Origin of the sequence: Brucella pseudogrignonensis (genome assembly GCF_002252525.1) — a bacterium.
GTDB lineage: Bacteria > Pseudomonadota > Alphaproteobacteria > Rhizobiales > Rhizobiaceae > Brucella > Brucella pseudogrignonensis.
In genome coordinates, this window is sequence record NZ_NNRM01000048.1 from 136,053 (window position 1) to 155,198 (window position 19,146).

Here is a 19,146-nt window from a genome sequence, read left to right on the forward strand (position 1 = left end):
ACCACCCGTTTCCCTAGTTGCCGCGCAGACTAACCGCCAGCTATGACGCCGTCAAAACACAACGATCAATGGAAACATCAATTTTTCTTATTCATTATCGTAGGCTTCAAACTCGATACCGAGCGTTTCCAAACCTTCTTCGATGTAGTCGCCCAAGAGTGGTATGCCGAGCAGGTACTTCGCTTCGCGTCCATTGTGACGATCACTTGCGGTCGCAAGCGCGTCATCCCATTCTTCAGCGCTAAAATCCCCGCGACCAACCCAGACCAAAGCCAACAACTCAACTTTCTCGTCTTCATTCAGAGAACGAATTGCCGCGACAAGCTCCTTGCGCGTCGGATTATCAACCGAAGCATCAAGAATATCGATATCGCCGTCATCGGAAGCATTGGAACCAGGGTTTTCATCGACCGCCGGAACTTGCACATCATATTCGCGCGCCTTGGCGATAATGAATTCGATGTTTTCGATATTGTTGACCAGTTCAACCATAATGATTTGCCTCCATGACGTCATTGTTTAACGAACGCAGGGCTGGTGGTTCTGGTTCCGTCACAGGCGAACCATCAGAGCATCTTTGCCGCAGCACGTCCCGCTGTTCGTCCAGAAAAGATGCAGCCACCAAGGAAGGTTCCTTCCAGCGCATTATAGCCATGATATCCGCCGCCACCAAAGCCTGCTGCTTCGCCAGCTGCATAAAGGCCAACAACCGGCGCGCCGTTCTTGTCCAAAACAGCTGCGTTAATGTCGGTATGCAGCCCGCCTAGTGTTTTTCGGGTCAAAATATTAAGTTTGACTGCAATCAGCGGACCATTGGCTGGATCAAGCAAAGCATGAAGTGGGACAGCGCGGGTCAGCTTGTCGCCGATATAGGAACGCGCATTGTGGATGGCCATGATTTGCGCGTCCTTGGAATAGCGATTGGTGACTTCCCGGTCGCGTGCTTCAATCTGGTTGCGGATATGTGTTGCATCCAGCAGCTTACTGTCGGTTAGCTTGTTCATCTTGGCCACAAGCTCTTCAAGGCTCTTCGCCGTGACGAAATCCTCGCCATGGTCAATGAATGCCTTGACTGGCGGGGGCGGGGCTTTGCCTAATCTGCTTTTGATAAGCAGTTTCCAGTCTTTGCCGGTCAGGTCGGGATTTTGTTCAGAACCGGAAAGCGAGAATTCTTTGCGAATGATTTTTTCGGTCAGTATGAACCACGAATATTCATGTCCCGTTGCGAGAATGTGCTTCAAGGTGCCGAGTGTATCGAAGCCAGGGAGGCAAGGTGAGGGCATCCTGTTGCCTTCCGCGTCGAACCACATGGATGATGGTCCCGGAAGAATACGAATGCCGTGATTGGGCCATATCGGATTCCAGTTTCGGAGCCCCTCTGTATAGTGCCACATGCGGTCACCATTGATCACATGCCCGCCAGCGGCGATGGCGATGTCTATGCCGCGCCCATCCACATGCGCTGGTACGCCAAGCACCATATTCTGAGGTGGATTGCCAAGGCGATCACGCGGCCATGCCTTGCGAACACGTTCCGGATCGCCGCCAATGCCGCCCGAGGTGACAATCACGCAATTGGCTGTAAGCTCAAACTGGCTCTCAACATCGCGTGATGATGATTGCCCGCGCTCGACGGTCGATGGCGTCAGGATATCACCACGTACGCCGCTTGCTCGTCCATTGGTTGTTATAATCTCATTGACGCGGTGGCGGCATTTGAGTGTCAGCAGGCCACTAGAGATTGCTTCTCGCATAAGGCGCTCAAAAGGAGCCACCACGCCTGGCCCTGTGCCCCACGTTACATGAAAACGTGGAACCGAATTGCCATGGCCATGAGCCTGTCCGCCGCCACGCTCTGCCCAGCCAACGACCGGAAACCATCGCATACCCAAACTGTGCAGCCAGGAACGCATCTCACCCGCTGCAAATTGTAGATAGGCTTCTGCCCATTGTTTCGGCCAATGATCCTCGGGGCGATCAAATTGTGCCGATCCGAGCCAATCCTGGCGGGCGAGGTCGAGATTATCTTTTATGCCAAGACGTCGTTGCTCAGGGCTGTCCACCATAAACAGGCCGCCGAGCGACCAGAAGGCCTGTCCGCCGACCGAATTTTCGCCTTCCTGCTCAAGTAGAATGACCTTTCTGCCCGCACTTGTCAGTTCATGTGCTGCCACAAGCCCGGCAAGGCCCGCACCAATTATGATCGCATCCGCATTTTTCATACCCGCATCCTCCCTCACGGGCAGAGTGGCTTATGCAAATGCGGCTGGCAAGTGCCCGTCAGGCTGAGAGGAATGGCAGAACCCAGTCGGCGATCAACTTGATTGAAAGACCGAAAAGCGTGAGCTGCACCAAAAGAAAAAACGGACCGTCCGGCATGATGCGTGTGAGCTTTGCGCCAACGAACGTACCGATAATAGCGGCAGGCAAAAGCCAGAGACCGAGTGACCAGTCGAGATTGGAAAACTGCTGCAACTGCCAGTAAGGGATGAGCTTAACCGCATTGACGATTGCAAAAAGAATGGTCGAAGTGCCTGCGAAGACTAGCTTTTCGAGATGTTGCGGCAGGACATACATTTGAAATGGTGGTGCGCCAGAATGCGAAACGAAGCTGGTAAGACCGGTGATGATACCCCAGAAGGTGCCACGGGGAATATCGGCTTTGCGCGCCTGACGGCGGTACTTTGCGCCAACCCAGACATTGAAGCAAAAGAAGAGACCGACAAGCCCCACAAGCATCCCAATGAACGTGCTTGAAAGGTGCGAGCTGAAGAACCAGCCAAGGCCGATGCCGACGATGGCGGCTGGCGTCAGGATCGCCAGATTACGTTTCGAGAAATGATGACGGTAAAGATAGAGACCAAACATGTCGCTGACGACATAGATCGGCAGCAGAAGAGCTGCTGCCGTTACAGGTGAGATCACCAACGCCATCAGAGGCACTGAAAGCGTGCCGACAGATGGTAAGCCACCCTTTGATAAGCCTACCAGAAAGGCTGCAACAACGGCTACTGTCATAAACAAAGGGGTATGCTCAAGCATTCAGGCAGTAACCGTTATTGGAATCAAACGAGGGTTTAAGCTGTATTTATCAGCTATGCGCCCATTCCCAGTAGAGCGAACGCGCGCGCTTGGCTATAGCGCCATACTCGAGTTTACGTTCATCAAAACCGATGATCGGCACCACCTTGCTCATATTGCCGGTAGAGAAGATTTCTTCTGCTTCGCGGAAATCCTGCACCGAGAGCGTGGTTTCATGAACGCTGACGCCTGCTTGGCGGAGCAGTCCGATCACGCGCTGACGCGTAATGCCATTGAGGAAAGTACCATTCGGAACTGGCGTGAAGACTTCTCCACCGCGCACCATGAAAACGTTGGATGTAGCAGTTTCGGCAACATTGCCGAGAACGTCTGTAACCAGCGCATTGTGAAAGCCTTTAGCTTTTGCTTCAAGGAGCATACGGCCGTTATTCGGATAAAGGCATGCGGCCTTGGCATTGACGGGCATCACCTCAAGATAAGGGCGACGAAAGGATGTTGTCGTGATAGTAAAGCCTTTTGGCTCGACCATAGGGATTGCTTCGAGACACAGCGCAAAATCTGTCGATTCAGGTGCGGCGGCAACCGTGCTGGTATCGCCTTCTTCGGCCCAGTACATTGGGCGAATATATACGTCAGTGCCGGGCTCGAACTTTTTGAGGCCTTCGCGAGCCAAAGCTTCAATATCGTTGCCGCTGAGCGTTGGTGCCAGACCGAGCGCACGCGCTGAGTCATTTGCGCGCGCGGAGTGGCGATCAAGATCAGGTGTTACACCTTCAAAAAGGCGAGCGCCGTCGAATACGAGCGAACCAAGCCAGGTCGCGTGGGAGGCAGCGCCAAGAATACGAACATCGCCTTCATGCCATTCGCCTTTGTAATAGGTCCACATTGCCCGGTTCTCGGCCATCGTCTTCATCCTTCTTCAATCTCGTTGTCGTGCCAAATCCCGCGCAGGACGCTTTTGATTGACTGATGGAATTTCAGGTAGAAGCGTGGGCGGGACATGAACGTGAGCCGTTATAGCACGTCACCCGAAACTGAAAACCAGTTTCGGGTTTGATATCGCCCTATAATAATCAATCCTGTGAGAGGATTGGGCTATTTCTCTTCTGCCAAAGCGGGCGATGGATCGGAAGTAGCTACTGCCGCCGGACCTTCCACACCACGCTGGCGTTCGCGAACGAAAGTAAACAGGCCGGAAATTGTGATCAGGATAATGCCGATAAGCATCGGCAGATCGATATGGTCATGGAAAATGAAATAGCCGAATAGAATTGCCCAGATCATCTGGCTGTATTGCGGGGAGGCGATAGCGCTTGCCGGTGCACGTTGTGCTGCCAGCATCAGCAGAATATTTGCAAGGGCTGCAAGCAGTCCATAGCCCGCGAGATAGCCCCATTGAACGGCTGAAGGTGTCTGATAGCTCGGGATCATCAATGCGCCGCAGATAAGGATCGGTCCGATAAGGCCAGCGGTATAAAGCGAGATACGCTTTTCCTTCTTACCCATTGCGCGAAAGATTACGATGCTGAATGCGCCGCCAAGCCCGCCGCCCAACGCGCCGAGATGACCGATAGAGAGTTCGCGAAAACCAGGGCGCAGCACAACAAGCACACCGATAAAACCGATAATCACGGCCGACCAACGACGCCAGCCGACCTGCTCTTTGAGAAAGAGCACGGAAAGGATCGTCACAAAGGCCGGAAGCAGAAAGATAAGCGCGAAAGCTTCGGCCATCGACAGATGTGTGAAGGCGACAACGCTGCCGATGACACCCATCGCAGCGGTAAGTGTGCGAAGTAACCACAGCTTTATATTTGTGGTTCGAAACATATCGAGCCATTCATCTTCGGGCTTCTTGATGAACGGTATGGCTAACACACCCAGAACGGCACCATAAAAGGCGATTTCGTAAGGCGACAATGTGCCGTCGAGAAACTTGACGCAGGCGTCGCTTATAGCGAATGCAGCATAGGACGCAAACGCGAGAAAAATACCGTAAAGCATGGTGACATCCGCAGGGGGGCTAGAGATAATCTCCTCCAATGACCGGATTAATCGATTGAAGCCGGTTTTGCAAAAGACAATTTGGTAAAAACTCAAAAAATCGACTTACCGCTATCCCCTATGGCGTAGGCGATTGCGGCGTTTTCAAGAAGACGAGCTCCACCGAAAACGCATGCCTCATTTGCAATCATATCCGTGGTGGAATTTTGTGCAAAAGACTATTTAAGAGGCATCCAACGAGGAGAAAAGAAATGAACATTCGTCAGAAATTCCAGCAGTACGTTTCCCGTCGTCGCGCAATCCGTGAACTGGGTGCAATGGACGACCATCTTCTTGCCGATATCGGCGTATCGCGTTCGCAGATCCAGAGCGCAGTTTTCGGTAAGTAATCACTGATGGTGCGGCTGATAATTGATCGCCCCGAAAGTGAAACTGAAATAATGTAACAAAGCGTCGGTGCTCCAGTCCCGGCGCTTTTGTTATTTAATAAGTATATTATACATTTATTCTGTTGAAGGGCCGTTTTCTGCGCCCGTAAAGTTTCTCAGAAAATTCCGTATCCGACCAAAGGCTGCAGACTTATTCGCGCCTTGTTCTGGCAACGGCCAATGAGACAAAACGATATCTAATATGGGACTTCTGTCACTTGAACAGCAGAGCGCTCTCGATATATCCAAGTGTTGCGGGGGCTGGCGATGAAGACGGCATCTCAAAAGATGCCAATGATAGTTTATCAGTCTTCATCGCCGCCAAATTATCGAGCCTTTCATGACCGAAAAACTACTTCGACTGTTAACACGAAGCATATTTGCGTTTGTCTTATTGTCGAGCAGTCATTCAAACTGATTATATGCCTTGCGTGTCGGGTGGTCACACGGTTATGTGGCTACCCGATACCGCGAGGACCAGCCCATGCTTAATCTCATCGTCAATGGTATATTGATCGGAACTCGTGCGACGATCGTAATGGACGTCTGGGCATTGGTTCTATCACTGCTTCCCGGTCAATCTCGCCCCAACTGGGGGCTCGTCGGCCGCTGGTTCTGGCATTTGCGTGACGGGCAGATATTCCACGATGACATCTCAGCATCAAAGCCTTATGCACACGAAGTTGCACTTGGCTGGATCGGCCATTACGCGGTCGGCATTCTTTATGGCATTATCTTTGCGCTTTATGGCGGCGCGGCGTGGTTTGCGAATCCAATTTTCCTACCTGCATGGATATTCGGCATCCTGACTGTTGCAGCTGGATGGTTTCTGCTTCAACCAGGATTGGGAATCGGTTGGGCTGCATCGCGTTTGCCAAACGCGCGAAATGTCCGTATCCTCAATCTTGTCGCACATACGTTTTTCGCTTTCGGCATGTATGGAACCGGCATCTTGCTAAAAACTACCACTTAATCAGATAGATAGCTTTAAGATTGGCAACTTAGACAGCTACCATTTTTGAAGCTCTTTCAAAAATTAAAGCCTGAATAGGTGACTGGCGCGGTTTTGAAAGTCAGTCCAAACTAAATCACGTTAATAAACAGGCATTCTTGCGGCAGAACTGTGTTTTTGATCGCGTTGGGTGTATGGGGAACAAATCCGCTCGCGTAAAATGCGGCTGCGGCTAACAAATACGGCAATCGCAACAGATTGCACCGATTTCAACCGGCTGGTCGCAAGCAATTGCGCTCGGCTGTTTATTGGTGCCTTTCAATGCGCGCTTTTTGCCCTGGAGGGATCATGCTGGAAAAGCTGTTCAAATTGCAGGAACATGGCACGTCGGTGAGAACGGAAGTGATCGCTGGTGTGACCACCTTCCTGACGATGTCTTACATTATCTTCGTCAATCCTGATATTCTGTCCACTACGGGCATGGATCGCAATGCGGTATTCGTAGCCACCTGTCTTGCGGCAGCTCTTGGTTCGATTGTCATGGCGCTTGTCGCCAATTGGCCAATCGGCATGGCACCGGGCATGGGCCTCAATGCCTTCTTCGCCTTTACCGTTGTTGGCGCTATGGGTTTTTCCTGGCAGCAGGCACTCGGCGCGGTCTTCATTTCGGGTGTCATCTTCCTGTTCCTGACAGTGACAGGTATTCGGCGTTGGCTGGTTGAAGGTATTCCGCATTCGCTAAGAAGTGCGATTGCTGCCGGTATCGGTATGTTCTTGGCGCTGATCGGTTTGAAGAGCGCAGGCGTCGTCGTCGACAATCCTGCAACGCTCGTCGGTCTTGGCGATCTGCGCGAAGCTGGTCCTCTTCTGGCGATTGCTGGTTTCTTCATCATTGCAGCTCTCGATGCGCTCAAGGTTCGCGGTGCGATCCTGATCGGTATTCTTGTCGTTACCATTGCGTCGATTTCGCTTGGCATTACGCAGTTTGGTGGCGTGTTCTCCGCTCCTCCGAGCCTTGCGCCTACATTCCTGCAGCTCGATATCATGGGTGCACTGCACACCGGCATTCTGCACGTCATTCTGGTTTTCGTACTGGTTGAAGTGTTCGATGCGACCGGCACGCTGATCGGCGTCGCGAAGCGTGGCGGACTGATTGAACCGGGCAAGCCAAACCGTCTGGGTAAGGCATTGTTTGCGGATAGCACCGCAATTCTCGGTGGTTCGCTGCTCGGTACGTCTTCCACGACCGCTTATGTTGAAAGCGCTTCTGGCGTTCAGGCTGGTGGCCGGACGGGTCTTACGGCACTCGTCGTCGCCCTTCTATTCCTCGCAGCGCTCTTCATTTCGCCACTGGCTGGTTCTGTACCTGCCTATGCTACGGCACCGGCGCTTGTCTATGTCGCATGTCTGATGATGCGTGAACTGTCGGAAATCATGTGGGATGAAATCACGGAAGCAGCTCCAGCCGCTCTTACGGCACTTTCCATTCCGTTCACCTACTCTATCGCCAACGGTTTGGCTTTTGGCTTCATCAGCTACGTTGTGCTGAAGTCTGTAACGGGTAAGGCTCGTGAAGTTCACTTGGCGACCTGGATCGTCGCGGCACTGTTTGTGATCCGCTTCGCATTCTTCCCAGAATAACACGAAACGCCGGGGCAACACCCCGGCGTTTTTCTTTCTAGTCTAAGGGAGTTGAGGTAATGACATCGGATGAATTGAAACTGCTCGAAAAACTGATTGAGGTTGTCGAAAAAGACGTCATACCCTTGACTGAACAGGGTGTTGCAGAAGGCAACAAGGTTTTTGGTGCGGCTCTGCTGAACAAGTCTGATTTATCTCTGGTGCTTGCCGAAACTAATAATGAGACCGAAAATCCGCTGTGGCACGGCGAAGTCCACACGTTGAAGCGTTTCTATGAAATGCCTGAGCAGGGACGTCCAAATACGAAGGAAATGGTTTTCCTTTCCACACACGAGCCATGCTCCATGTGTTTGTCTGCGATAACCTGGAGTGGTTTCGATAATTTCTACTATCTGTTCAGCCACGAAGATTCACGCGACGCTTTTTCGATCCCGCATGATCTGAAAATTCTCAAAGAAGTCTTCACGCTGGAGCCAGGTGGTTACAACCGCGACAACAGCTTCTGGCACAGCCATTCGATTCCGAAGATGGTGGCTTCGCTACCGGAGCCCGATCGCTCACGACTGGAAAAACGACTTGATGCTATTCGCGCAAAATATGACGCGATGTCGGGCACTTACCAATCTTCCAAAGATGGCAATGCCATTCCATTAAGCTAATAAAAAAGGCCGCATATCATCTGATATGCGGCCTTTCTAAGTATCAAATTCTGTCGAGCAGATTGCGCTTCTGCAGGTTCTGGATCAGCGCGCGAACACCGAAAGTCCATTCGGCGCAATTATCGGTACGATCAACCCAGTTGACGAGTCGTCCAAGCTTAGGCGTCGAAATCTCCACCTTGTCGCCGATTTCGTGCGTGAATCCTTGACCAGCACCGCGACGGTCTTTGACCGGTGCAAACATGGTGCCCAGGAAAAGAACAGCGCCATCCGGATACTGATGGTTGCGGTTCATCATCTGTCCGGCAAGGTTTTCCGGATCACGGCTGATCGCTTCCATCGGGCTTTCGCCGGTCATCTCGAAACCGTCAGTACCAGTTACTTTCAGCGATAGCTTAAGCTTACGCAAAACATCCATTGTGAAATTGCCGTCAAAGAGCCGGATGAATGGACCAATGGCGCATGATGCATTGTTGTCTTTTGCTTTGCCAAGCAGAAGTGCCGAGCGGCCTTCCACGTCACGCAGATTAACGTCATTGCCAAGCGTTGCGCCCACGATGCGACCGTCAGATGCAACAGCAAGCACCACTTCCGGCTCAGGATTGTTCCATTGTGAAATTGGCAAAATGCCGACAGTATTACCGCAGCCCATCGAAGACATTGGCTGCGACTTTGTGAAAATTTCAGCATCGGGGCCAATGCCGACTTCCAGATACTGCGACCAGAGGCCCATCTCCTGAAGCAACGCCTTGACCTGTGCCGCCTTCTCAGAACCTGCCGCTACGCCGCGCAGACTGTCGCCGATGACAGGTGCCAGACGGTCACGTACTTCACGCGCAAGGCTTGGATCACCCTTCGCCTGCTCTTCGATCACACGTTCGAGCATACTGTCGGCGAAGGTAACACCTGCTGCCTTGATCGACTGAAGATCAATTGGAGCAAGCAATTCACCCTTTTCGCCAGAAAGATAATCGTCAAGCGCACCAAGGTTAGCAAAACGGCTGATGTCTTTCAGCTCCCCTACCAACTCCTTGCGTTCCAGCAGACCCGATACGGTTGCAGAAAGGCTGGAAAGATCATGCACATGGCCATTTACAACCAATACGGGGCAGGGACCATTTTCAGCCTTCGACCACACGCGCCCAATGAGCACTGCCGACGCGCTGTCTTCAGGCAAAATGATGGACGAGTTCAGAGTATGCTTGTCTTGCACGGATATTCCTCCCGGTTTGTTCAGTTCAAGATGCTATTGGATGGTTTCGGCGCGGAGACGCGACTATGTCCAGATCAGAATCGGATCATTTCCGTCTGTGCTGAAAAGTTCACAATCTAACTCCTCCAAAATTATATTGTAGGGTTGTCTGATAACTATATATTCAAAGCTTGAAAACTCTTTTATGCGTCGAACAACGCAATTGGGATGAATTAGCCTGCCGAACTGCCGCTATTTCGGGTCGATCGAAGTCTTCTGCGAAGCGGTGTTGTCGTTGGGTGCGAGGTTTTGACATGCAGGAAGTGCTGGAAATGAACACGGAACAGCAAGAAGCGCTGAAGCAGGCGCTTGGAATTGATATGGTCCTGACCGATCCAGATGCGATGCAACGTTTCTGCCGCGATTTTCCTGGCGATGTGGAATATGGCGCAGTTGCCGTCTTGCGTCCGCGGAGCACAGAAGAAGTTTCGCTAGCAGTTAAAGCGAGCCGCGCACTGGGGCTTGGAATCATTCCTCAGGGTGGAAACACTGGTCTGGTGCAGGGCGGTGTACCCGATGGTCAGAGTGACGTGGTAATTCTCAGTCTTGAGCGTATGAACCGCATCAGGCAAGTCGACCCTGACGATTTTTCAGCCATTGTAGAAGCTGGCTGCATTCTCCTCGAAATGAAGAACCAGCTCGCGGCGCAGGGCATGTTTTTCCCGCTGGCGCTTGGAGCACAGGGAAGTTGCCGTATCGGCGGCAATGTCAGCACCAATGCCGGTGGCGTCAATGTGTTGCGCTACGGTATGACACGGGAATTGGTGTTGGGACTTGAGGTTGTTCTGCCAGACGGCTCAATTTTCAACGACCTTTCCACCTTGCGAAAAGATAACCGCGGGATTGATCTCAAGCAGCTGTTTATCGGTGCAGAAGGCATTTTCGGTATTGTTACAGCTGTTGCAATCAAACTGATGCCTTTGCCCGACAAAGTCGAAACCGCGATGCTTGGGCTCAATTCGCTCGAAGATGCGATTGCGCTTTATCGTCGAGCGCGTGTTCAGTGCTGCGATTTGATGTCCGCCTTTGAATTCATGCCGCCGATGGCATTTACCCTTGCACAAGAGGCCATTCCGGATCTCGTAGCTCCATTGGGGCAATATCCCGCTTATGTGTTGATGGAGATTTCAGGCTCGGGTCTGGTCGATACTGCGGCCTTGATGGAATCATTTTTGAGCGAAACATTGGAAAGCGGCCTTGTGCTTGATGGCACCATCGCTTCGTCGCGTGCACAAGCGCAAAACCTTTGGCAATTTCGTGAAGGAATGAATGAAGGTCAGGCGCTGCGTGGTAAACACCTTCGCACCGATATCTCTGTACCTCTATCAAAGCTCGCAGCATTCGTAGCGGAGGCAGAGGCAGAACTTGCTGCAGTCCTGCCAGAATTCCTTGCGATTTCTTATGGTCATGTCGGTGACGGCAATGTGCATCTTAATGTCATCCCGCCAAACGACCTCGACCTCGCAATCAAGGATAAGAAAATCAAACTCGCTAAAGAGACGATCAACGCAGTTCTTGATCGCTATGCTGGCAGTATCAGTGCCGAACACGGCATTGGGCGTTTGAAGCGCGATGATTTCGAAAAGCGGCTTGATCCTGTGAGAAAAGCTCTTCTATCAAGCCTTAAACATGCTCTTGATCCAGATGCGATCATGAATCCCGGATGTCAGCTTTCGCTTGACTTGGTTCAGGACTGACGACAAATCAGATCTAAGGAATACAGAGGGAGGAGCGGAACGTGTTCGGTGAAATCAGGCGCAACGAGCAACTTCCGGCCCGTATTGCTTCAGAGATTGTGCGACAGATAACTGAAGGCAGTTTTCTGCCTGGGCAAAAACTGCCGACCGAACACAATCTTGCACAGAGCTTCGGCGTTAGCCGTTCGGTCATCCGTGAAGCGATTGCCCAGTTGCGTAATGAAGGATTGATCGAAACGCGTCAGGGTGTTGGTGCATTCGTCACCGAACCCGACCGTCGCCAAGCGATCCGCATTGAACCGGAAACACTCGCGGACCGGGATCATTTTCAAAGCCTGTTTCAGCTTCGTATGGCGCTGGAGATTGAAGCCGCAGGCCTCGCCGCTGTGCATCACACAGCCGAAGACATGAGCAGGCTAGACGAAGCTCTCGCTGAAATGACTGGCCGAGAAAAGTGGACGGATGAGGGGATCGCTGCCGATCTCGCTTTTCACCGGGCGGTCGCAGCTGCCACGCATAATGAATATTTCCCGCTTGTGCTTGGTTTCATAGCGGAGCGTATCAGTCAGGCAATACGTGCTGCACGCGCGCGTGCGGTGCTTGAAGAGATCGTCGAAATCACGATCGCGGAACATCAGGCGATCCGTGATGCGATTGCGGTGCGTGATCCTCTCAAAGCACGCGAAGTCATGCGCCAGCACGTTGTGGGTGCAGCCAGCCGCGTCAATCTCAAGCTCGAAACATTTTAAGGACAATGAATTTGCATATCATCGTTATGGGTGTGTCCGGGTCTGGAAAATCGACGGTTGGCGAAAAGTTGGCAGAGTCTCTTCATCTGCCCTTTCTGGAGGGTGATAGTCTTCACCCAAAATCCAACGTCGATAAAATGGCGTCCGGCATTCCTTTGCAGGATGAAGACCGATGGCCGTGGCTTGATAAAATCGGCGAACGAATGGCCGCTGCAGAGCAGGGGCTTATTGTTTCATGTTCATCGCTGAAAAAGAGCTATCGGGATCGCTTGCGTGCAGCGGTTAGTGGACAACTGGCTTTCGTGTTTCTCGATGGAAGCTTTGAAGTTCTGCATGAACATATGGGGCATCGTACTGGCCATTTTATGCCGGTAACAATGCTGGAAAGCCAGCTTGCCACGCTGGAAAGCCCGGTTGGTGAACCTTTGGTGTTTCGCGTGGATGTTGTCGATCCGATCGAGGAAATCGTCGCAGAAAGCCTTGAGTGGCTCCGCTCTGCGAAGGCTGAGCTATCTTAGAGGCCAGAAGAACATCAGTGCAGGCACAGTCACAAGCGCGATAATGATTGATAGTGGCAATCCAAGTCTCGGATAATCACTGAACTTGTAGCCGCCCGGTCCCATCACAAGCGTATTGCACTGGTGCCCGATTGGTGTGAGGAAATCGCAACCCGCGCCAATTGCCACGGCCATAAGGAAAGCTTCCGGTTTAAAACCAAGGCCAGAGGCAAAGCTTGTCGCAATCGGAGCCATCACCAGCACAGTTGCCGCATTATTGAGAAATGGCGTAACCATCATGGCCGTAACCAGAATAAGTGCCAGCGCGCCAGCTGGTGGTAGCTGGTGACCGATACTGGCCAAGCCTTCGGCAATCAGTTCAGTGCCACCCGTTGTTCTTAAAGCATCGGATACCGGGATAAGCGCTGCGAGCATCACCAGAATAGGCCCGTCAATCTCGTCATAAACCTCATTGATCGGTATGACCTTGAAAAGCAGCATCGCAACTGCTGCAGCAAAGAATGCCACGGCAACGGGAACAAGACTGAGCGCGGTAGCGCCAATCGCTGCAATCAGGATGGCAAGCGGGATAAGCCCGCGCCTCACACTGCCAAGCATCAACTTGCGGCGAGCCAATGGCAGCAGCTCAAATTCTGTCAGAAAGTTAGAAAGGCTTGCCTGCCTGCCCTGCAGAACCACAACATCGCCAAAACTCAGACGCACTTCACTAAGCCGTTCGGAAATGCGCTGGCCGGGACGACTGACCGCCAGCAGATTGACCTCATAGCGGGCGTAAAGATCAAGCTGTTGCGCATTGAGGCCGACCAGCCGGGAATTGGTTCCAATCACAGCTTCAACAGTTTCGATTTCTGTTGAGCCGCTCGTTTCTGATGGGTTACGGTTCTTGGACAGGGTAAGCTTGCCAGAGCTGACTACCGTATCTAACGCCTTTGGATCACCTTCGAGCAGAACGATATCGTTCTCGACAATCACAGTATCGGGCAAGGGCGTGATGCGGCTGTTTTTGCGAATGATCGACGTCACCATAGCTTCGCCCTCGGCGGGCTTGATGAGATCGCTGATGCGCTTGCCGACGATGGTAGAGTTGCCAAGCACGCTTGCTTCTGAAGCGTAATTCTTGATTTTGATGGCTTCATCAAGCGAAATGTTTTCACGCGTGCGCTGCGGAACCAGCCAATAAAACGTAACCAGATAAACAAGGCCTACCGCTGCCAGAACCGCGCCGACTGGCGTGAAGTCGAACATTGTGAATGGCTCGCCAACCATTTCACCTCTTATTCGAGAAACGACGATATTGGGCGAGGTGCCCACTTGCGTCATCAGGCCACCAAGAAGTGCGCCAAATGCCATCGGCATCAGAAAGGTAGAAGGTGAGACGTTGGAGCGTCGGGCAAACTGAAAGGCAACCGGGATCATGATCGCCAGCGCGCCGACATTTTTCACGAATGCGGATAGAACGGTCACAATGGCAACCAGTACCGCGAGCTGCAATCGCACGCTGTTAATATCTGGCAGGAATCGTTGCACGGCTTCCTGCATCAGACCCGAACGGGCGACCCCAGCACTTACAATTAGAGCACTGCCGACAATAATAACGATATCATCGCTGAAACCGGTAAATGCCTGATCGAAAGGGACGACGCCAACTGCAACAGCCAGCAGCAGCGAACAAAGAGCCACAATATCGTAGCGAAATTTGCCCCAGATAAATGCCCCCATCATGAGAATAATCACTGCGAAGGACAGTATCTGCTGATGGGTCATGTAATGCGCATTCCTCAGAAAGAGAAAAATATTCTACTTTTTGTAGCGCATAACAAAGAAAACGAAAACGGATAATTATAGCATTTCCAGCAAAAGTGCGAAGCGGTTTTGCGTAGGATAATTCGTAAAAACAAGCAGTTACAGCGGTTCCTACGATTCATTCTTAACTGGAACCGCTGTAAATCGAATTCTAATGCATTGGGCGCTCAAAATCCTGAACGCCCAATGTTGAAATTAGTTGCCTGCGCGACGACCGTCGGCACCAAAAATATGAACGTCTTTTGCCGACGCACCAATCTTCACAACTTCATCAATCGTATGTTCAGAACGGCCCTGAACGCGGAAGATCAGTGGCTTGCCGTCAGTGAGTGAACTATGGATATAGCTTTCAGCACCAACGAGTTCGATGGCTTCGATGCGAACTTCTGCATTGAATCCGTCGGCTTCCGGTTCACCGTTCTCGATGATGCGAATGTCCTCAGGGCGTACGCCGAACGTGTATTTGTCCGAAGGAAGCGTTACAGCCTTGCCCGGCTGCCAAAGGTTCTTCTCGCCGCTTTCCAGAAGGTTCATGGACGGTGAGCCGATGAAGGTCGCAACAAAGGTCGAAGCTGGCTTTTCGTAAAGTTCGATTGGCGTGCCAACCTGTTCGATATTGCCGGCGTTCAGCACCACTAGACGGTCTGCCATGGTCATGGCTTCCATCTGGTCGTGAGTTACATACACGCTGGTTGTTCCAAGCGACCGCTGGAGACGCTTGATTTCAACGCGCATCTGTACGCGAAGTTTCGCATCAAGGTTCGACAGTGGTTCATCAAAAAGGAATGCAGCCGGTTCGCGCACGATAGCGCGCCCCATAGCAACGCGCTGACGCTGACCACCAGAAAGCTGACGGGGCTTGCGATCAAGGAACTGCTCGATTTCAAGCGCTTTCGCAGCCTTGGCGATGCGGCGCTCGATCTCGTCCTTTGGCGTTTTACGGTTCTTCAAGCCATAAGCGAGGTTATCGCGAACCGACATATGCGGGTAGAGCGCATAGTTCTGAAACACCATTGCGATGTCACGTTCGGCTGGTTCCACATCGTTTACAACGCGGTCGCCAATAGAAATTGTGCCGGCAGTGATGCCTTCAAGGCCTGCAATCATGCGCAGAAGCGTGGACTTGCCGCAGCCGGATGGACCAACCAGAACGACGAACTCACCGTCCTTGATCTCCAGCGAAACGCCTTTGATGACTTCAACACCGCCGCCATAGCTCTTGCGGACATTATCAAGAATGATCTTGCTCATTATTTTTCCGTTTCCACGAGACCTTTGACGAACCAGCGCTGCATTAGCACAACAACGAGGATCGGCGGTATGATAGCCAGAATGGCCGTTACCATGACGTAGTTCCACGGTGTGGAAGCATCAGCGAAATCCACCATGCGACGCAAGCCGATGATGATGGTGTTCATTTTCGCATCGTTGGTAACGAGCAGCGGCCAAAGATACTGGGTCCAGCCATAAATGAAGAGAATGACGAAGAGGGCAGCGATATTCGTCTTTGACAGAGGCAGCAGGATATCGCGCATAAAGCGGAATGGCCCTGCATTGTCGATGCGTGCAGCTTCTACCAGTTCACCCGGAATGGTGAGAAAGAACTGACGGAAGAGGAACGTCGCTGTCGCCGATGCCATAAGCGGTAGCGTGAGACCTGCATAGGTATCGATCATGCCAAGATCAACGATGACCTTATAGGTCGGCAGGATACGCACTTCGACCGGCAGCATGAGCGTGACGAAGATCATCCAGAAGAAGAACATGCGGAACGGAAAGCGGAAGAACACAATCGCGAAAGCCGACATGAAAGAAATGATAATCTTGCCGACTGCGATCAACATCGCAACCACGAACGAGTTCCATAGAAGCCGTTCGAGGCTCACGCCAACCACACGCTCAACGCCACCGAAAATGGCGTCGCCATAATTCTCCATCATATGCCCACCGGGCAAAAGCTGGATTGGCGGGCGAATAATATCGCCTGAGGTAAGTGTCGATGCGACAAAGGTATAATAGATCGGAAAGGCAACCACGATGATCCCGATAATGAGGATCAGATGGCCTAACAGATTTGAGACTGGGCGTTTTTCAATCATGGTCGCCTCACTCACGAATAATGCACGCGCTTCTCAATGAAGCGGAACTGGAATGCGGTCAGGGCGATCACGATAATCATCAGAATAACCGACTGCGCCGAGGAGGAGCCGAGGTTAAGATTGACGAAGCCGTCGTTATAAACCTTGTAGACCAGGGTTTCAGTGGCTTTGGCAGGGCCGCCGCCGGTTACAGCATGGATAATGCCGAATGTATCGAAGAACGCGTAGACCGTATTGACCACCAGCAGGAAGAATGTGGTTGGTGCCAGAAGCGGGAATACGATCGACCAGAAACGCCGCGCGCCGCGCGCGCCATCAATGGCCGCTGCTTCAATAAGCGATTTCGGAATTGCCTGAAGTCCTGCAACGAAGAACAGGAAATTGTAGGAAATCTGTTTCCAGGCCGCAGCACCTACGATCATAGCCATGGCTTGATTGCCATTGAGCAATGGGTCCCATGCAAAACCGCTGCTGCGAAGCAGATAGGCAAGCGTGCCCATGGCAGGATTGAACATGAACAGCCACAACATACCTGCAACGGCAGGCGCTACGGCATAAGGCCAGATCAGAAGGGTACGGTAGAATGTCTTGCCGCGAATGACACGGTCGGCAGCAGTTGCAAGCAACAAGGCTGCGCCCATGGCAACAAAAGCGGTCAGAAGATTGAAGACAATCGTAACCTGAACGGAATGCAGATAATTGGAGTCGGATAGCACATTGGTAAAATTGGCTAACCCGACAAATGTAGATTTCAGCCCGAATGCGTCTTCACGCATGAAGGACTGATAAATCGCCTGACTTGCTGGCCAGAAGAAGAAGATCACAGTCAATATGATCTGCGGTGCCAGCAGGAAGTAGGGTAAGATTATATTTGGAAACGTGACTTTCTGCACGGGGAGTTTCCTTGCGGATAGCAATGCCGCCAAACCCTTGAGGCAGGCGGCACGCTTTAGTTCATCAGATTATTGAGCTGCAGCAATCGCTTCGTTCGCGCGTTTTACAGCGTTATCGAGAGCAGTCTTTGCATCCTGCTTGCCGCCGAGCATGGCTTCGAATTCTTCGTTCAGAATATCACGCACCTGTGGCAGGTTGACGAGGCGCACACCCTTGGAGTTTTCTGTTGGTGCCTTGCCCATCATCTGAAGGATTGGCGTTTCGCGACCCGGGTTCTTTTCATAGAAGTCCGAGTTCTTGGTTGCTTCATAGGCAGCCATAGTCACAGGCAGGTAGCCGGACTTTTCATGCAGCTTCTGCTGAATTTTGGTCTGCGAAAGGAAGTTGAAGAACTGCGCAATGCCTTTGTACTGGTCATCGCTGAGACCAGCAAACACCCAGAGACTGGCGCCGCCCGGAATTGTGTTCTGAGGGCCATGGCCTTCATAATAAGGAAGCTGACCGATACCGTAGTTAAGGCCAGACTTAATAACGTCACCAAGGCCGCCCGACGATTCCGTCAGGATTGCGCATTCACCGGAAGTGAAAAGCTGCTTGGCTTCAGATGTACGACCGCCATAACGGAAGGTGCCATCCTTGGCGAGATCGGCAATTGCCTGGAAGTGCTCAACGAAGAGCGGCTCATTAATCTTGAGTTCGACGTTGGTGCCGCCAAGACCGTTTTCATTGGTGCCATAGGAAACATTGTTCCATGCGGCAAAATTTTCAGTCTGAATCCATGTGAGCCATGTCGAGGTAAAGCCGCAAGCAGAAGCGCCGCTCGACTTGATCTTCTTGGCTGCTTCAAAAACTTCCGGCCAGGTCTTTGGTGGGTTGTTTTCGTCAAGACCAGCCTTCTTGAATGCGTCCTTATTATAATAAAGGATCGGCGAAGACGAGTTGTATGGGAACGACAGCATGGTGCCGTCTGGCTTCGAATAATAAGCAACAATACCTGGCAGATACTGCGACTTGTCGAACTTGAATCCACCCTTTTCAAGCACTTCTGCAGCAGGAACCATAGCGCCTTCGGCAGCCATCATGACACCGCTACCAGCGTCGAAAACTTGAATGATCGCTGGCGGCTGCTTGGAACGGAATGCAGCAATGCCTGCGTTCAACGTTTCAGGATAGCTACCCTTGTAAACAGGAACGATCTTATAATCGCTCTGGCTTTCATTGAACTCTTTTGTAAGTTCAATGATCATTTCGTTGTTGGCGCCAGTCATACCGTGCCACCAGCTTAGCTCCGTCTGAGCGAAAGCCTGTGAACCAATGGTGAGAGCAAGAGCGCCAGTGAGCGCCGAAGTCGTGATCAGACGGGTAAGCATATTTCCTCCTCGGAAATGAGGTTACGTAAACATCAAGA

The 19,146-nt window shown here is 51.9% G+C and carries 18 protein-coding genes; 7 read left to right on the top strand and 11 right to left on the bottom strand.

Features of this window, described 5'->3' with window-relative positions; translation table 11 throughout:
- Positions 1-87: 87 nt before the first annotated feature.
- From CEV34_RS23945 to CEV34_RS23965, 5 genes are all read right to left on the bottom strand, one after another.
- Entirely contained in the window at positions 88-492 is a 405-nt protein-coding gene (locus tag CEV34_RS23945; protein WP_007879395.1) for a DUF3775 domain-containing protein, read from the bottom strand.
- 74 nt (positions 493-566) lie between these two features.
- Complete coding sequence (locus tag CEV34_RS23950) at positions 567-2,222, bottom strand: FAD-binding dehydrogenase (RefSeq protein ID WP_094544713.1); 1,656 nt, start codon at positions 2,220-2,222, stop codon at positions 567-569.
- A gap of 58 nt (positions 2,223-2,280) precedes the next feature.
- Positions 2,281-3,042: a sulfite exporter TauE/SafE family protein gene (locus tag CEV34_RS23955; RefSeq protein WP_007879389.1), complete on the bottom strand. Its 762-nt coding sequence runs from the start codon at positions 3,040-3,042 to the stop codon at positions 2,281-2,283.
- Positions 3,043-3,091: 49 nt separating this feature from the next.
- Entirely contained in the window at positions 3,092-3,946 is an 855-nt protein-coding gene (locus CEV34_RS23960) for a branched-chain amino acid aminotransferase (protein WP_007879387.1), read from the bottom strand.
- A gap of 191 nt (positions 3,947-4,137) precedes the next feature.
- Positions 4,138-5,046 carry a DMT family transporter gene (locus CEV34_RS23965; protein WP_007879386.1) on the bottom strand — a complete coding sequence of 303 codons (909 nt, stop codon included), beginning with the start codon at positions 5,044-5,046 and terminating at the stop codon, positions 4,138-4,140.
- A gap of 251 nt (positions 5,047-5,297) precedes the next feature.
- Between CEV34_RS23965 and CEV34_RS23970 the strand changes: the two genes are divergently transcribed.
- From CEV34_RS23970 to CEV34_RS23985, 4 genes are all read left to right on the top strand, one after another.
- A complete protein-coding gene (locus tag CEV34_RS23970) occupies positions 5,298-5,435 on the top strand; it encodes a DUF1127 domain-containing protein (RefSeq protein ID WP_007879385.1) in 138 nt (45 codons plus the stop codon).
- A 523-nt stretch (positions 5,436-5,958) separates the two neighbouring features.
- Positions 5,959-6,447, top strand: a complete 489-nt coding sequence (locus tag CEV34_RS23975; RefSeq protein WP_094544714.1) for a DUF2938 domain-containing protein — start codon at positions 5,959-5,961, stop codon at positions 6,445-6,447.
- A gap of 327 nt (positions 6,448-6,774) precedes the next feature.
- On the top strand, positions 6,775-8,067 hold the full coding sequence (locus CEV34_RS23980; RefSeq protein ID WP_007879383.1) for an NCS2 family permease: 1,293 nt from the start codon (positions 6,775-6,777) through the stop codon (positions 8,065-8,067).
- A gap of 59 nt (positions 8,068-8,126) precedes the next feature.
- Complete coding sequence (locus CEV34_RS23985; RefSeq protein WP_007879382.1) at positions 8,127-8,726, top strand: deaminase; 600 nt, start codon at positions 8,127-8,129, stop codon at positions 8,724-8,726.
- A 43-nt stretch (positions 8,727-8,769) separates the two neighbouring features.
- Here CEV34_RS23985 and CEV34_RS23990 read toward each other — a convergent pair whose 3' ends face one another.
- Positions 8,770-9,939 carry a fumarylacetoacetate hydrolase family protein gene (locus CEV34_RS23990; protein WP_007879381.1) on the bottom strand — a complete coding sequence of 390 codons (1,170 nt, stop codon included), beginning with the start codon at positions 9,937-9,939 and terminating at the stop codon, positions 8,770-8,772.
- Between the two features lie 293 nt (positions 9,940-10,232).
- Between CEV34_RS23990 and CEV34_RS23995 the strand changes: the two genes are divergently transcribed.
- The 3 genes from CEV34_RS23995 to CEV34_RS24005 are packed head-to-tail and all read left to right on the top strand — an operon-like array spanning position 10,233 to position 12,942.
- The gene (locus CEV34_RS23995) at positions 10,233-11,675 is read left to right on the top strand and encodes an FAD-binding oxidoreductase (protein WP_007879379.1); all 1,443 of its coding nucleotides are present in this window, start codon (positions 10,233-10,235) and stop codon (positions 11,673-11,675) included.
- Positions 11,676-11,716: 41 nt separating this feature from the next.
- A complete protein-coding gene (locus CEV34_RS24000) occupies positions 11,717-12,424 on the top strand; it encodes a FadR/GntR family transcriptional regulator (RefSeq protein ID WP_007879377.1) in 708 nt (235 codons plus the stop codon).
- A 5-nt stretch (positions 12,425-12,429) separates the two neighbouring features.
- Positions 12,430-12,942 carry a gluconokinase gene (locus CEV34_RS24005; protein ID WP_007879375.1) on the top strand — a complete coding sequence of 171 codons (513 nt, stop codon included), beginning with the start codon at positions 12,430-12,432 and terminating at the stop codon, positions 12,940-12,942.
- Here CEV34_RS24005 and CEV34_RS24010 read toward each other — a convergent pair.
- The 5 genes from CEV34_RS24010 to ugpB form a co-directional block, all read right to left on the bottom strand.
- Positions 12,934-14,706, bottom strand: coding sequence for an SLC13 family permease (locus CEV34_RS24010; protein WP_007879373.1), 1,773 nt, complete (start codon positions 14,704-14,706; stop codon positions 12,934-12,936). The two genes, CEV34_RS24005 and CEV34_RS24010, sit on opposite strands and share 9 nt — an antisense overlap.
- A gap of 234 nt (positions 14,707-14,940) precedes the next feature.
- Positions 14,941-15,996, bottom strand: coding sequence for a sn-glycerol-3-phosphate import ATP-binding protein UgpC (locus CEV34_RS24015; RefSeq protein WP_007879371.1), 1,056 nt, complete (start codon positions 15,994-15,996; stop codon positions 14,941-14,943).
- Complete coding sequence (gene ugpE / locus CEV34_RS24020) at positions 15,996-16,844, bottom strand: sn-glycerol-3-phosphate ABC transporter permease UgpE (protein ID WP_007879365.1); 849 nt, start codon at positions 16,842-16,844, stop codon at positions 15,996-15,998. Before ugpE ends, CEV34_RS24015 begins: the two co-directional genes overlap by 1 nt.
- An 11-nt stretch (positions 16,845-16,855) precedes the next feature.
- Complete coding sequence (gene ugpA, locus CEV34_RS24025; RefSeq protein ID WP_007879363.1) at positions 16,856-17,737, bottom strand: sn-glycerol-3-phosphate ABC transporter permease UgpA; 882 nt, start codon at positions 17,735-17,737, stop codon at positions 16,856-16,858.
- 69 nt (positions 17,738-17,806) lie between these two features.
- On the bottom strand, positions 17,807-19,108 hold the full coding sequence (gene ugpB / locus CEV34_RS24030) for a sn-glycerol-3-phosphate ABC transporter substrate-binding protein UgpB (protein ID WP_007879361.1): 1,302 nt from the start codon (positions 19,106-19,108) through the stop codon (positions 17,807-17,809).
- Positions 19,109-19,146 lie beyond the last annotated feature (38 nt).